Source organism: Hydrogenophaga sp. A37 (assembly GCF_002001205.1).
GTDB lineage: Bacteria > Pseudomonadota > Gammaproteobacteria > Burkholderiales > Burkholderiaceae_C > Hydrogenophaga.
Map to the genome: position 1 here is coordinate 26,145 of NZ_MUNZ01000049.1, position 14,487 is coordinate 40,631.

At 63.3% G+C, this 14,487-nt stretch carries 15 protein-coding genes; 9 read left to right on the plus strand and 6 right to left on the minus strand.

The features are described from left to right. Positions 1–87 precede the first annotated feature (87 nt). Genes B0E41_RS01275 through B0E41_RS01290 form a run of 4 tightly spaced genes read left to right on the plus strand, consistent with a single transcriptional unit; the run spans position 88 to position 4,690 of the window. On the plus strand, positions 88–876 hold the full coding sequence (locus B0E41_RS01275; protein ID WP_077327981.1) for a Stp1/IreP family PP2C-type Ser/Thr phosphatase: 789 nt from the start codon (positions 88–90) through the stop codon (positions 874–876). A 39-nt stretch (positions 877–915) separates the two neighbouring features. Beyond that, positions 916–1,539 carry an FHA domain-containing protein gene (locus tag B0E41_RS01280; RefSeq protein ID WP_077327983.1) on the plus strand — a complete coding sequence of 208 codons (624 nt, stop codon included), beginning with the start codon at positions 916–918 and terminating at the stop codon, positions 1,537–1,539. Between the two features lie 58 nt (positions 1,540–1,597). Next, the gene (locus tag B0E41_RS01285) at positions 1,598–3,850 is read left to right on the plus strand and encodes an adenylate/guanylate cyclase domain-containing protein (protein ID WP_077327985.1); all 2,253 of its coding nucleotides are present in this window, start codon (positions 1,598–1,600) and stop codon (positions 3,848–3,850) included. A 36-nt stretch (positions 3,851–3,886) separates the two neighbouring features. Continuing rightward, positions 3,887–4,690 carry a 3',5'-cyclic-nucleotide phosphodiesterase gene (locus tag B0E41_RS01290; protein WP_077327987.1) on the plus strand — a complete coding sequence of 268 codons (804 nt, stop codon included), beginning with the start codon at positions 3,887–3,889 and terminating at the stop codon, positions 4,688–4,690. Here the strand turns inward: B0E41_RS01290 and B0E41_RS01295 are convergent. Next, positions 4,662–5,528, minus strand: a complete 867-nt coding sequence (locus tag B0E41_RS01295) for a HipA domain-containing protein (RefSeq protein ID WP_290440827.1) — start codon at positions 5,526–5,528, stop codon at positions 4,662–4,664. The two genes, B0E41_RS01290 and B0E41_RS01295, sit on opposite strands and share 29 nt — an antisense overlap. A 382-nt stretch (positions 5,529–5,910) precedes the next feature. Here B0E41_RS01295 and B0E41_RS01300 point away from each other — a divergent pair, with 382 nt between their 5' ends. The 3 genes from B0E41_RS01300 (at position 5,911) to tfpZ (ending at position 7,939) form a co-directional block, all read left to right on the plus strand. Further along, positions 5,911–6,492 (plus strand): pilin, encoded by a 582-nt coding sequence (locus tag B0E41_RS01300; RefSeq protein WP_077327991.1) that lies wholly within the window; start codon positions 5,911–5,913, stop codon positions 6,490–6,492. 73 nt (positions 6,493–6,565) lie between these two features. Beyond that, positions 6,566–7,147 (plus strand): pilin, encoded by a 582-nt coding sequence (locus tag B0E41_RS01305; protein ID WP_077327993.1) that lies wholly within the window; start codon positions 6,566–6,568, stop codon positions 7,145–7,147. 42 nt (positions 7,148–7,189) lie between these two features. Continuing rightward, a complete protein-coding gene (gene tfpZ / locus B0E41_RS01310) occupies positions 7,190–7,939 on the plus strand; it encodes a TfpX/TfpZ family type IV pilin accessory protein (RefSeq protein WP_253194525.1) in 750 nt (249 codons plus the stop codon). A 36-nt stretch (positions 7,940–7,975) separates the two neighbouring features. Here tfpZ and moaC read toward each other — a convergent pair whose 3' ends face one another. Next, entirely contained in the window at positions 7,976–8,476 is a 501-nt protein-coding gene (moaC, locus tag B0E41_RS01315) for a cyclic pyranopterin monophosphate synthase MoaC (RefSeq protein ID WP_077327997.1), read from the minus strand. Between the two features lie 61 nt (positions 8,477–8,537). Between moaC and B0E41_RS01320 the strand changes: the two genes are divergently transcribed. Then, complete coding sequence (locus B0E41_RS01320) at positions 8,538–10,100, plus strand: M48 family metalloprotease (protein ID WP_253194527.1); 1,563 nt, start codon at positions 8,538–8,540, stop codon at positions 10,098–10,100. Here the strand turns inward: B0E41_RS01320 and B0E41_RS01325 are convergent. Both B0E41_RS01325 and B0E41_RS01330 read right to left on the minus strand, forming a co-directional pair. Next, complete coding sequence (locus tag B0E41_RS01325; protein ID WP_077327999.1) at positions 10,083–10,433, minus strand: phage holin family protein; 351 nt, start codon at positions 10,431–10,433, stop codon at positions 10,083–10,085. The two genes, B0E41_RS01320 and B0E41_RS01325, sit on opposite strands and share 18 nt — an antisense overlap. Before the next feature lie 100 nt (positions 10,434–10,533). Then, on the minus strand, positions 10,534–11,292 hold the full coding sequence (locus B0E41_RS01330; protein WP_077328001.1) for a TerC family protein: 759 nt from the start codon (positions 11,290–11,292) through the stop codon (positions 10,534–10,536). A gap of 406 nt (positions 11,293–11,698) precedes the next feature. Here B0E41_RS01330 and B0E41_RS01335 point away from each other — a divergent pair, with 406 nt between their 5' ends. Further along, positions 11,699–12,118, plus strand: a complete 420-nt coding sequence (locus B0E41_RS01335; RefSeq protein ID WP_077328003.1) for a DUF3717 domain-containing protein — start codon at positions 11,699–11,701, stop codon at positions 12,116–12,118. Here the strand turns inward: B0E41_RS01335 and B0E41_RS01340 are convergent. Together B0E41_RS01340 and purB are read right to left on the minus strand one after the other, a co-directional pair. Further along, entirely contained in the window at positions 12,100–12,867 is a 768-nt protein-coding gene (locus tag B0E41_RS01340; RefSeq protein WP_077328004.1) for an MBL fold metallo-hydrolase, read from the minus strand. The two genes, B0E41_RS01335 and B0E41_RS01340, sit on opposite strands and share 19 nt — an antisense overlap. Before the next feature lie 226 nt (positions 12,868–13,093). Beyond that, complete coding sequence (gene purB, locus B0E41_RS01345) at positions 13,094–14,467, minus strand: adenylosuccinate lyase (RefSeq protein ID WP_077328006.1); 1,374 nt, start codon at positions 14,465–14,467, stop codon at positions 13,094–13,096. Positions 14,468–14,487 lie beyond the last annotated feature (20 nt).

Sequence of the window (14,487 nt, forward strand, 5' to 3'; positions counted from 1 at the left end):
AAAGTTCATGGCGACTCATTGATCTGTGACAAATGTCGCTGATGACAACCGAGTTGCGCGCCATTTCAAGTTATAAAACTGAGCAGCATGATCTTTGAGTATTACAGCCAGACCGACCCCGGCCTCATTCGTGAAAACAACGAAGACTCGGTCGCGCTCGACACCCTCAACCAGGTGGTGGTGCTCGCGGATGGCATGGGTGGGTACAACGCTGGCGAGGTGGCCAGCGCGATGGCGACGAGTTTCATTCACACCGAACTCGGACGCTGGATGAGCGAAGGCGGCCTGGATGCCAATGTGCGCGAGATCAAGCGCGCCATGGAAATCTGCGTCGACAACGCCAACCGTTCAATCTTCAATGCCGCCAATTCCAACTCTTTGTACGCTGGCATGGGAACCACCTTGGTCATGGCCGTGTTTCAGGGTGCCCGGGCGATGGTCGGTCATGTGGGCGACTCCCGTTGCTACCGCTTGCGCAGTGGCACCCTACAGCAGATCACACGCGATCACTCGCTGCTTCAGGAACAGATCGACGCGGGCCTGATCTCCGTCGAGCAGGCGCAATACGCCACACACAAAAATCTCGTCACGCGCGCGCTGGGCGTGGAAGACACGGTGTTGCTGGAAGTCAACGAATACCGGATTGAAGACGGGGACCTGTACCTTTTTTGTTCAGACGGACTCAGCGACATGGTGTCCGACGAGCGCATCGCGGCGATTCTGATGGAAGATGCGCCCCTTGAGCACATCGGACGCGCTTTGATCGATGGGGCCAATGGATGCGGCGGTCGCGATAATATTTCGGTGATACTGGCTACGGCCCGGGCCAAACCTGCACGCAGAGGGCTGTTGTCCCGTATGCTGGGGCAGCAGTAGTTATTTAGAATTATTCTTCAGGTTCCACAGGAGTCGGCCATGCCGAAAATGATCGTTTCCATCGATGGCGTTGTCATCAAGGAAGTTCAGCTCACCAAAGATCGCACCACCCTCGGGCGCCGGCCTTACAACGATATCGTGATCGACAACCTCGCTGTCAGCGGTGAGCACGCGGTGATGCAAATGTCGGGTACCGAGGTGTTTCTGGAAGATCTCAACAGCACCAATGGCACCTACGTCAACGGCAAGGCGATCAAGAAGCAGCTTCTGCAAAACGGTGACACGGTCGAAATCGGCAAGTACAAGATCAAGTTTGTGCACGATGGCGCATCGGACAACCACGAGAAGACGATGGTCATCAACTCCGGTGCTGTGGTCGGTGCTTCAGAAGCTCCAACTGTCGGCAACGCGGCGATCAAGGTGATGTCGGGTGCAGCGGCTGGCCGCGAAGTGCCGCTGATCAAGGTGGTGACCACCATCGGCAAACCAGGCGTGGCCGTTGCGGCCATCACCCGCCGTCCGCATGGCTACGTGGTGGCGTTGGTGGAAGGGGCTGTCAAGCCCACGGTGAACGGCATCGAGCTCGACACCGAGGCCGTCAACCTGCGGCATGGCGACATGATCGAGTTGGCCGGCACCCAGATGCAGTTCGTGCAACAGTGATGGGCGCCCGCGTGCGGGCACTGTCGCCGGACTGACCGCAGGCCTTCCCCGTTCCCCCATGCAGGCCTTGAGCAGACACGGCCCGCGCATCGCCGTCACCCTGCTCCCGCTGATCCTGGCGATCCTGCATGCAGTGGGCATCATGCCCATGGGGGTGTTGCAGCGTCTCGACGACATCATCTACGACACCCGTCTGCGAGCCACCATGCCGGGCACGCTCGACGAGCGTGTGGTGATCGTGGACATTGACGAGAAGAGCTTGGCCGAGGTCGGTCGCTGGCCCTGGTCGCGCCATCACATGGCGAATCTGGTGAACACGCTCTTCGAGCAGCAACACATTGCGATGCTCGGATTCGACACCGTGTTTGCCGAGGTCGACGACAGCTCCGGCTTGCGGCAGCTGCAGCAACTGGCGCGCGGAGAGATGGCCGATCAACCGGGATTTGCCGAGCGGGTGAACGCGTTGCAAACCCGGCTGGACTACGACAGCCGCTTCGCCCAATCACTGCAAGGCCGGCCAGTGGTGCTCGGCTACTACTTCACCAGCGACCGCGAGGGTCGCACCAGCGGCGTGTTGCCAGCGCCGGTCATGGGCTTCGAGGCTTTGGGGGGGCGCACCATCCGCAGCGCGCCATGGAACGGCCATGGCGCCAACATCGCTCCGCTGGCCCAGGCCGCGCCACTGGCGGGATTTTTCAATGCGGTCGCCAGCAGCAGTGATGGCGTGGTCCGAACCCTGCCTTTGCTGGCCGAGTACCAGGGCGCGTATTACGAGTCCCTGGCGCTCGCCATGTTCCGCCTGCTGACCGGGAGCCCCAAGGTCGAACCCGGGTTTCCGGCGCAGGGATGGCTGGGCCGTGATTACGAGGCGCTCGAAAGCATCCGGCTGAGCAAGGGCGGCTCGTCGCTGCAGATCCCGGTCGACGACCGCCTGACCGTGCTCGTGCCCTTCCGCGGACCGGGTGGTCCTCGCGGCGGGTCGTTCCGCTACGTGTCCGCGAGCGATCTGCTGGCGGGCCGCGTGGCGCCGGGCGAACTCAAGGACAAGATCGTGCTCGTGGGCACCACGGCCCCCGGATTGCAAGACCTGCGCGTCACACCCTTGAGCGAAACCTACCCCGGTGTCGAAACCCACGCCAACCTCATCGCCGGCCTGCTCGACGGCCGCCTGGCGAACCGGCCGGACTACGCCGTTGGCTACGAACTCGTGGTGCTTGTGCTCGCTGGCCTGGTGCTTGCGCTCGCGCTGCCCTTGCTCAGCGCCGCGCGCGCCGTGGCATTGAGCGTGCTGGTGGTGACCGTGGTGCTGGGGCTCAACACCTGGCTCTACCTCGCCCACGCGCTGGTGTTGCCCGTGGCCAGCACGATGGTTATGGCCGCGTTCGCATTCGCGCTCAACATGAGCTACGGCTACCTTGTCGAGAGCCGGGCCAAGCGCGAGTTGGCCCAGCTGTTCGGCACCTACGTGCCGCCCGAGCTGGTCGACGAGATGGTCAAAGACCCCGACAACTACAGCATGGACGCGTCCACGCGCGAACTCACCGTGATGTTCTGCGACATGCGCGGCTTTACCCAAATCTCCGAGACCATGCCGCCCACCGAGCTGCAAGGGCTGCTCAACACCGTGTTCAGCCGCCTGACCCGCATCATTCGAGGCCATCGCGGCACCATCGACAAATACATGGGCGACTGCGTCATGGCCTTCTGGGGTGCCCCTGTCGAGACACCTGACCACGCCAGCCTTTCGGTGCAGACCGCGCTGGACATGTCGCAGGCCATCCGGGCGATCAACCACGAACGCCACCAGGCGGGCCTGCCGGCCATCGGTGTGGGAGTGGGGCTGAACACCGGTGAGATGTGTGTGGGCGACATGGGCTCCGATGTGCGCCGCAGCTACACCGTGGTGGGCGACGCCGTGAACCTGGGCGCGCGCCTCGAAGGCCTCTCCAAGTTGTACGGCGTGGACATCGTGGCCAGCGAATCGACCCGCCGCCAGGCGCCGGGCTTCGTCTGGCAGGAGCTGGACCGGGTGCAGGTGAAAGGCAAGGCCCAGGCCGTGGTCATCCACACGCCAATATGCACCCGGGAACAGACGTCCATCGCGCTGGAAGACGAGCTGCGCGAATGGCAAAAAGCCTTGAAAGCGTGGCGCAACCAAGACTGGAACGCCTGCGACGTGCATCTGCTCAACTTGCAGCGCCAGAGTGCCAAAAAAGTCCTTTACCGCCTTTATGCCGACCGGGTAGTCTCAATGCGTCATTCACCGCCGCCTGCGGGCTGGGACGGTTCGACGACCTTTGACACCAAATAGGCCGCCCGCTCCCGGGGCCCATCACCTGGAAAGCCAATGAGGGTACGTGTACTGGGGTGTTCTGGCGCCATTGCCCAAGGCTGCCGAACCACCTCGTTTTTGTTGGACGATGACGTGCTGATCGACGCCGGTACCGGCGTGGGCGACCTCAGCCTGGACGAGATGGCCGCCGTCAACCACGTCTTGCTCACCCACTCACACCTCGACCACGTCGCCAGCCTGCCGCTGATGCTCGACGCTGTGGCCGCGCTGCGGCTGGCCGCCGGCGCCCCACCGCTTCAGGTGCACGCCCTGCCCGGCACCATCGACGCGCTCAAGGTGCACATCTTCAACAACCTGATCTGGCCCGATTTTTCGGCCATCCCCAGCGCCGACACGCCGCTGATGCGCTTCAACGCCATCCATGTGGGAGAGACCCTGCAGGTGGGCGGCAAAACCATCGAAGTGCTGCCTGCGGTGCACACCGTGCCCGCCGTCGGCTACGCGGTGAACAGCGCCAGCGGCCATTGGGTCTTCAGCGGCGACACCGAGCGCAACCCGGCCTTTTGGCAACGCGTCAACCAGCTCAAGGTGGCCCTGCTCATCATCGAAACCGCCTTCAGCGACCGTGAGAGAGCGCTCGCCAAGCGCAGCCTGCATCTCGCGCCCAGCACCCTGGCCGAAGAGCTCGACCAGATTCAGTGTGACCACCGCTTCCCGATCTACATCACCCACACCAAGCCGGCCGAGACCGGTCTGATCATGGAAGAAATCCGCCGCTTCGATCAAACGCCGAACCGTGACAACGACGTGCGCCACGACATCCGCTGGCTCAGCGCCGGGCAGACTTTCGAGCTGTGAGCGCCTGACGCATACCTTCGGCCACTACCGAAAAATGCGGGGGCATGCCGGTTTTGGGCTGACGTCGGGTTTGGTCTAACGTGGCCGGCGTGCGGTGACGCTCGCGCTGCACCAGCAGATCTTTGTCGTCGATGCATTCAGCCAAAGCCTCGATGTCGTCTGAGCTGACACCGGCCTCGCGAAAGTCTGCGCGCCAGCCGTCCACCACCCCAATCACCTCGCTGACGACCGTGCGTGCCTGTTGCTCATACAGGTTGAAGTCGCGGTGCACCGACACCGCTGCTTCCAGGCCGGGCGCCACCACGTCATCGGCGATCATGAACTCGTGTGCCGTTGCACCGAAGCCTGTGGTAACCACGTCGTAGGCCGCACTCAGTTTCCACACCGGAAAGCCACCGACGAACTCGCATGTCACGGCATTGTTCTTTTCGTGATCGTCGGTGTTGGCGATCAAGATGTTGAACACCATGCGCTGGAACAAATCAGCCAAGTGCGTGTCGAGCGGATGCACCTGGCACAAAGCTCGAAGGCGGCGGGCGAGGTGCGGGTAACCGAACTGGGGCGCCTCGCCTTGTGGCGTGGCGGCACGGATCAAGCTGCTCGCCGAGAGGCTGCGCATCCGTCGACCGCCCACCCGGTCAAAGCGCTCAACCGCCAGCGCGTGCTCTGCTGGCAAGCGAATCGCCCGGGTTTGCGCTGTCGTGACCCCAGCTTTGATTGCCAGCGCCATGCAGGCATGCACGATCAAGGGTTGGTCCCAAGCCTCGCCATCAAAGAACTTCACCGCGCATTCCTGACCATCGATGTCGATCACGGCCTTGGGCTTGGCGCCACCCAGGCTGCTGCTCGCTTAGCTCACCCTCCCCGCGTTGAATGACCCCCGCCACCTCGCTCAGCGCCTGCACGTCCGATAGGCGCGGCCGGCTTCATCCCGGAAGAATCCGCCGTTTCGATCAAACGCCGAACCGCGACGACGGACCAGCTAGGCCACGACATCCGCTGGCTCAGCGCTGGGCAGACTTTTGAGCTGTGACAAAAATTGTTATGGACGCGGAGACTGGCAAAAATTGTCGGTGACGCGAGGTGACATAGGACACAAATCGTCACCTGCCGGCGGCAAAGCGTGAAAAAGCGCTCAGAAACACGGGTATTTCAGCCTGGCACGCTCTCTGCTCAATAGCACACGTCCTCAACCCCAAACACCTCTAGGAGTTTTCTAAATGAAGCGTTCCATGCAAAAAGGTTTCACCCTCATCGAGCTGATGATCGTGGTGGCCATCATCGGTATTCTGGCTGCTGTCGCTCTGCCGGCTTACCAGGACTACACGATCCGTGCCCGCGTGACGGAAGGTTTGAGCCTGGCGAATTCGCTCAAGCAACAGATCGCGACCGACGGTGTGACCAGCCTCGCTGATCTTGGCCGTGTGACGACCACCTGGAACGCTCAGGCTGGCGCTACCGGTGCCAACAGCAAGTACGTAGCTTCGGTGCTGGCAAGTAACGTAACCGGTGACATCACCATCACCTATCTGGGTGCCAACGTCGGTGGCATTGGCGCCTCCGATACGCTGGTGGTTTCGCCCTACATCCGTGGTGCTGCGGGCACTGCGACCACAGCCAGTGCTGCCGTGACCTTGGCCACGGCCCTGGCCGCCACGCCCCCCACCCCCGGCTCCATCGACTGGCTGTGCACGTCTGTCGCTGGTGTCGGCGCTGGCACCAATGCGGCCACCGGCGGCTTCGCAGCACCGGCTGCGACGGGCACCATTGCGGCACGTTTTGCTCCTGCACAATGCCGATAAATCCGGCTTGAATCAAAAAAGGGGAGCGTGAGAACGTTCCCTTTTTTTTAGGCCAAAGCGGAGACCGCTGATCATGAAAATACGGCTTCAAAAAGGTTTCACCCTGATCGAGCTGATGATCGTGGTGGCCATCATAGGCATCTTGGCTGCTGTGGCTTTGCCGGCCTATCAGGACTACACGGTCCGGACGCGATTGGTCGAGGGCCTGAGCTTGGCGGCCGCGACAAAAACCCTGGTCGGGTCGGAGGGGGCTGCTGGGCAGGTTGATCTGGTCAATGTTTCTGGGGTCTGGAATGCACAGGCGGGAGGCACAGGTGCCAACAGCAAGTACGTGAATTCGGTCTTGCTGAATGCTGGCGCAGTGGGCGCCAACACCGGCGCAATCACGATCACCTACAGTGCCGCCCGTGTGGGCGGAATCGGAGTGGGTGAGGACACCTTGATTTTGACCCCTTACATTCGGGGGACAGCCGGCGCTCCATTGACTTTGCCTGCTGCACAATCCACCACGCCACCTGTCAATGGTGCGATTGATTGGCTGTGCACTTCAGCTGCGGGCACCGGGGCAGGCACACAAGCCGCTTCTGGGGGATTCGGGACGGGGGCAGCGGTAGGCACCGTTCCTGCCAGATTTGCGCCATCAATGTGCCGTTGAGTTTTTGATCTGCTTGAAATGACGAGTTTCACGAGACGCGGAGTGGCCGCAGTGCGTGCTGCGGCCGTGCACTTTTTTATCAGTGTGCTTGTGGCGGCTATGGCTGCTGCACTGGTGTTTGGCCTGTGGTATCCATACCCTTACCGGGATCTGGCCGGTGGACGGGAGTTGTTCCTGATTGTCGTGGCCGTCGACCTGGTTTGTGGCCCCCTTTTGACATTGGTTCTGTTTAATCCCAAAAAATCCAAGCGGGAGTTGTTTCTGGACTTGAGTCTGGTGGCTTTGGTTCAATTGGCGGCTTTGGGCTATGGCATGTACACCGTGGCTCAGGCTCGGCCTGTGTATCTTGTGTTTGAAGTTGACCGATTCAAGGTGGTTTCTGTTGCAGACATCCAGCCAGGAGCTCTGAAACCTGAAATGGGCGGCTTCCATATACTGCCTTGGACGGGGCCAACGATCATTGGATTGCGAGATCCTCGGAACCCCGATGAAAAATTGCAAAGCATGGACCTTTCTATGCAGGGGCTGGAGCCTTCGGCACGCCCGGATTGGTGGCAACCCTATGAGCTGAACAAAGCTCAGGTGCTCACTAGGGCAAAACCCATTGATGTCTTGCGAATCAAGCAGCCCGATGCGGCATCTCTTATTGATCAGGCCGTTAGGGAAAGCGGTGAAAAAGAATCTGCGCTGGGCTGGGTCCCGTTGACCAGCTTCAAATCGACCAACTGGGTTGCGTTCGTGAATTTGAGTACGGCAAAGGTGCTGGCCTTTGCACCGGTGGACGGGTTCTGAAGCAACCCATCCACGGTCCGATGATTGGGCGTGGACTCAGCTGTTGACGAAGCTGCCCGATTTGCCACCGTGTTTTTCCATCAACCGCACCCCTCCAATTGTCATCCCCCGGTCCACCGCCTTGCACATGTCGTAGATCGTCAGCAGCGCCACGCTGCAGGCGGTGAGGGCTTCCATTTCCACACCGGTCTGGCCGGTGCATTCGGCTGTTGCACGGCACAACACGCTGTTGGTTGACGCGTTCACCTCAAACTCCACCGCCACGCGCGTGAGCGCAATCGGGTGGCAGAGCGGGATCAGGTCGCTGGTGCGTTTGGCGCCCTGGATGCCGGCGATGCGGGCGATGCCGAGCACGTCACCTTTCTTGGCGTTGCCGCTCTGGATCAGCGCCAGGGTGGCCGGCTCCATGCTGATGTGGCCTTCGGCGACGGCCACGCGGTGGGTGCTGGCTTTGGCGGACACGTCCACCATGTGAGCCTGTCCCTGGGCGTCGAAGTGGGTGAGCGGGCTGGTGCTAGGGGGGGTGATGTCGGGCATGGTGGGTTTTCTTTGCGAGGTCTTTACAGAAACCTCTGGGGCTTGGCGGCATCATACGGGGATGCATTCCCATCCTTTTTCCCTGCGCCCGCTGGGTTCGCGGCTGGTGTCTGCGGGCCTGATGCTCGCCGCGCTGGCGGCGGTGCCGGCGTCTTTGTCTCATGCCCAGAACACATCTCTGCCCGCGCTGGGCGACGGTGTCGGCATGTCCATCGCGGCGGAACGGCGGCTGGGCGACAGCATCGCCCGCGACATCTACCGCGACCCCGATTACCTGGACGACCCGGTGCTGGTCGACTATTTGCAGTCACTCTGGCATCCCTTGCTGGGCGCGGCGCGTGCGCGCGGCGATGTGCCGCCCGAGCTGTCAGAGCGCCTGGCCTGGCAGTTGGTGATTTCGCGCGACAAACGTGTCAATGCGTTCGCGCTGCCGGGGGGTTACCTGGGTGTGCACCTGGGCCTGGTGGCGGTGACCGACAGCTCGCAAGAGCTTGCCAGCGTGTTGGCGCACGAGCTCAGCCACGTGTCGCAGCGCCACATCGCGCGCATGCTCTCGCGCCAGGAGCAGCAGGCGCCCTGGCTGATGGGCGCCATGATCCTGGGCGTGCTGGCGGCTCGGGCCAATGCCGACGTGGCCAACGCCGCCATCGCGGGGAGTCAGGCGGTGTCGATGCAGTCGCAGCTCAATTTCTCGCGCGACATGGAGCGCGAGGCCGACCGGGTGGGCTTTGGTGTGCTGACCACGGCCGGTTTCGAGGGGCGCGGCTTTGTCACCATGTTCGACAAGCTGCAGCAGGCCGCGCGCCTGAACGACGACGGTTCGTTCCCCTACCTGCGCAGCCACCCGCTGACCAGTGAACGGATGGCCGACATGCGTTCCCGTCTGCCGCTGGTCGACGCGCCCTTGGCTGTCGGCCCTCGCGTGGGCGCCGCGCCGTTGTTGACCACAGCGCCACCGCCGGCTGTGCACGCCCTCATGGCTGCAAGGGCCCGCGTGCTCGCGGAAAACGCGACCGATCGACAGCGTGCCTGGTTGCAGGTCGGCCAGGCGCCGCAGGCCGGGTCGGCCGATCTGTATGCTGCCGCGTTGTCGGCCCACCGGCTCGGTCAGGCGCCGCAGGCCCTGGCGCTCGCGCAGCGTTTGCGCGCCAGCGCGCCGGCCGCGACCCAGGGGGTGGTGGACCTGCTGCAACTGGAGATCTTGCTGGGCCCCAAGGCCCATGGGCTGAACGACGGTCTGCTGGCGTCGCTGCGCGACCGCGCGCTGACCGGCAGCTCCCGCGCCGACCTGTTGCTGGGCGCCCAGGCGGCGCTTTCCACGCCCGCTTCGCCGGCTGCGGCGGCCCGACTGCAACAGTGGCTGGTGGTGAATCCGAAGGACGCTCAGGCCTGGCAGACCTTGTCGCGCCTTCAGGCGGCTCAGGGCCAGCGCTTGCGCTCGGTGCGCTCAGAGGCCGAGGCGCGCGCCGCGCAGTTTGATTTTGCGGGTGCCGCCGACCGCTTCAAGGCCGCGCAGTCCTTGCCGGCGGCGGAGCGCAGCGCCGACGCGATGGAGCTGGCCATCGTCGACGTGCGCCGACGCGAGGTGGAAGAGCAGTTGCGCGAGTCAGCGCGAGAGAACTGACTTAAGCGCCATGTCCACCAGCAGCATCAGCGCCGAGTAGATCAGCGAGCCCAGCAGCGCGGCGCCAAAGCCGTTGACGTGGAAGCCGTCGAGCACGCTGGCGGCGGCCCAGAACAGCAGCGCGTTGATCACGAACAGGAACAGCCCCAGCGTGATCACGGTCACAGGCAGCGTCAGCACCACCAGCACCGGACGCAGCAAGACGTTGAACAAGCCCACCACGGCCGCCGCAATCAAGGCCGAGGTGAAGCTCTGCACTTGCACGCCCGGGTAGAGGTAGGCCACCAACAGCAAGGCGCAGGCCGAGAGCAGCCATTTCAGTAGAAGTTTCATGTGGTCAGCATAGCATCGAGGTCAAAAAAAAAGGCGGCCACCCGAGGGTACCGCCTTGTCTCTAGCACGCTGCACCGCAGCGTGCCCTGCCCATGCCATGTCAGGCGCTCGCTTCTTCGTCCGCTGGCTTTTGACGCGAAGCAATGAGCTTGCCGATGGCCAGCACCAGCAGCGCGCCGGCGATGTGGGCGGCCCAGTACAGCGTGTCCGAAATGACCGCCGCGCCCTGCGCGTCCACCGTGCCCAGCTTGGGCATCCAGGTCCACTTGTCGGGGGTGACGAAAGCGGGATCGGTCACCAGCATGCCGCCCGCGATCCAGCCCAGCAACATGCCGCCCAGGGTGATGATGAAGGGGAAGCGCGCCATCAACTTGATGACGACGGTGCTACCCCAGACGATGATGGGAATGGAGATCAGCAGGCCCAGAATCACCAGCAGCGTCGAGTGGTCCCCGGCGTTCTGCGCGGCGCCGGCGATGGCGATCACGTTGTCCACGCTCATCACCAAGTCTGCCACGATGATGGTCTTGATGGCGGCGAGCAGCTTGTCGCTGCCCTGGATGTCGCCGTGACCGTCTTCGTCGGGCGCCAGGAGCTTCACGCCGATCCAGACCAGCAGAATCGCACCCACCAGCTTGATGAACGGCACGCTGAGCAGCGTCATCGCGAACATGATCAGGACCACGCGCAGGATGATGGCGCCGACCGTGCCCCAGATGATGCCCTTGGTGCGTTGTGCGGGCGGCAGCTTGCGGCAGGCCAGCGCGATCACGACCGCGTTGTCACCGCCGAGCAGGATGTCGATGATGATGATCTGTCCCAGGGCGACCCAGAACTCAGGTGATGTCAGGAATTCCATGTGGTCCTCGTTGTGGTTGTTGTCCGGTCCTGACCAGGCCGCCCAGCAGTTGCGGGCGGCTCACTTCGCGCACGGTGACCTTGCAACAGCAAGCACCAACGCAAGGGCAGGCAGGCCTTGATCGGCCCGGGTGGGCCTATCAAAGGTCTTGCTCAGTCAGGTGACGAATCACCTGACTCGGACCGCCGGAAGCTTTAAGGCTTCGTGTTGACGACAGTCCGAACGGCTGGAATGGGCGGCCCGCGCTGGCCCGCCACCCCCGCCGGAGAGCTACTCCCCTTCGAGTGCGGCGATTGTACGGGTGCCCACCTGTCTGTGGCTGTCGGCGGGGATAAGCACTTTCCACAGCGCGCCCAAAGACCCCGCTGCGCCAGCATGGGGGTGCGCTGGCTATCATCGCCCTCCCATGGCCGGCATCCACATCACCGACATCGAAGCCGCGATCAATTACTGGCGTGAGCGCTCACCCACGCCCGATGGCATGGCGCTGGCGCCAGAGTTGCAAGCGCTGGCGCCGGTGTATGCGCTGATGGTGTACTTCCACGAGAGCGAGGCCGACGAGGTCTCTATGCCCGACGCGGCGCGCAAGGCCTGGCTGACCTGGGTTCAGACCACCCCCGACACACCCTGCATCGCCATCTGCTCGACCAGCCAGGGCGACGAGACCTGCAAGGGCTGCGGCCGCAGTTTCGACGAAGTGCAGCACTGGACAACCATGAGCCCGAGCGAAAAGCGCGTGGTCTGGCGCCGCATCACACAAGAGGCCAGCGCGTGGCGCTTCAATCGTTACGCCGAGCGGGGGACGCCTCAGCGTGGGACGGTGTAATTCGCCTGACTCAGGTGGTCGATACCGCACGAGAGGTCACCGATCCAGCCCAGGAACTCGGGAATCGCGTCGCCCACCATGGGGGCGCCATGCTGCGGCACGATCATCGCAATGGGCAGGGTGCGCGCCATGTTCGTCCACAGGCGCAGCACCTTCTGCGACACCATGTAGCGCCGGTGAAAGGCTTCCATGCGGGGCAGGTGGGGTGCCAGGCTGGTGATGGGTTGGCCCGCTTCGGCCGACGTGCCCAGCGAGACGCCCAGATCGCCCGAAAACAGGATGCGGCTGACCGGGTCCCAGAACTGGAAATTGCCCTCCGAGTGCATGAAGTGCGCGGGCAGCGCCACGATTTCGCTGCGCCCCAGCGGGATGCGCATGCCGGGGTCCGGAATGCCCACGATGCGCCCGGCCGTCTTGCCCGGCTTGCAGAAGTGGGGCGCAAAGCGCTCCCACAGCTTGGAGATGTAGAGCGTGGCCTGGGTGCTGGTCATCCAGCGGTCGAGCGAGGCAATGATGTCCGGGTCGGCGTGCGAGGCCAGGATCTCGGTGAGCTTGTTGGGCGGAAAGTAGCGGCCGATGGTAAGCAGCAGCTCGTTGTAGGCCATGTTGCCGCCGGGGTCGATGATCGCGCCCTGCTGCTCGTCGATCACGAGGAATTGATTGGCTTGCACCGCTTCACCGCCCTCGTCGCTCAGGTGGGTGAACATCAGGCACACATGGCCATTCTTGTTGTACAGCTCAATGGCCATGATTGTTTCTCCAACGAGGAATCGACCGGTGGTGCGGCGCGGCATCGCCTCGGACGGACGACTTCAGGGGGTCAATGTAGGTGTCCAACACCCGCGCCGACTTGAGCCATGTCAAGTCACGGGGCCCTGAGCCTCGAAAAACGCTGGAAATTGGCGAAAAATAGACAAAAAACGGGCGAAAAAAAGCCGGCCGCAAGGGACCGGCTGCTGTTTGAGCGGCGCGCGCTCAGGTGCGGCGCGCCAGCTCGGCGGCTTTGCCGGTATAGCTGCCCGGGGTCAGCGCCAGCAAGCGGTCTTTTTCGGTCTGGGGAATCTCCAGGCTGCGGATCAGCGCATGCAGCGCCTCGGCCGTCACGGTTTTGCCGCGCGTCACTTCTTTCAGTTTTTCGTACGCGCCGGACACCCCGAAACGCCGCATCACGGTCTGGATCGGCTCGGCCAGCACTTCCCACGACGCGTCCAGGTCTGCAGCCAGTGCTTCTTCGTTGAGCTCCAGCTTGCCCAGGCCCACACCCATTGAGTGGTAGGCCAGGACCGCGTAGCCCAGGGCCACACCCATGTTGCGCAGCACGGTGGAATCGGTCAGGTCGCGCTGCCAGCGGCTGATCGGCAGCTTCTCGCTCAGGTGCCTGAGCAGCGCGTTGGCCAGGCCCAGATTGCCTTCGGCGTTTTCGAAGTCGATCGGGTTGACCTTGTGCGGCATGGTGGAGGAGCCGATCTCGCCCGCCTTCAGGCGCTGCTTGAAGTAGCCCACGCTCACATAACCCCAGATGTCGCGTGCGAGGTCGATCAGGATGGTGTTGGTGCGCGCCACGGCGTCGAACAGCTCGGCCATGTAGTCGTGCGGCTCGATCTGGATCGAATACGGCTGGAAAGTCAGGCCCAGGCCCAGCGGCTCGGGCGTTTCGATCACCTTGCGGCTGAAGGCTTCCCAGTCGAAATCGGGCCAGGCCGAGAGGTGCGCGTTGTAGTTGCCCACGGCGCCGTTCATCTTGCCCATGAGCTTCACGCTGGCGATCTTCTCGCGCGCGGCGGTCAGGCGCACCACCACATTGGCGATCTCCTTGCCCACGGTGGTGGGGCTGGCGGTCTGGCCGTGGGTGCGGCTGAGCATGGGCACGTCGGCAAAGGCGTGGGCCATGGTGCGCAGCTTGGCGATCACGCCGTCCAGCGCGGGCAGCAGCACCGCGTCGCGCCCGCCCTTGAGCTGCAGGGCGTGGCTGGTGTTGTTGATGTCTTCGCTGGTGCAGGCGAAGTGCACGAACTCGGCGGCCTTTTCCAGTTCGGGCCGCGCGTCGAACTTGGATTTGATCCAGTACTCCACGGCCTTCACGTCGTGGTTGGTGACCTTTTCGATGTCCTTGATGGCCAGACCGTCGTTTTCGCTGAAGTTCTTCACCAGGCCCATCAGGTAGGTGCGCGCGCCGGGCGTGAGCGGCTTGAACTCCTCGAATCCGGCGTCGGACAAGGCGATGAACCAGGCAATTTCCACTTGCACGCGGCGGTGCATGTAGCCCTGCTCGCTCATCAAGGGGCGCAGCGGCGCGAGGCGCCCGGCGTAGCGGCCGTCGAGTGGCGACAGGGCGGAAATGGGAGACAGGGTCCCGGGGGCGGTTGACG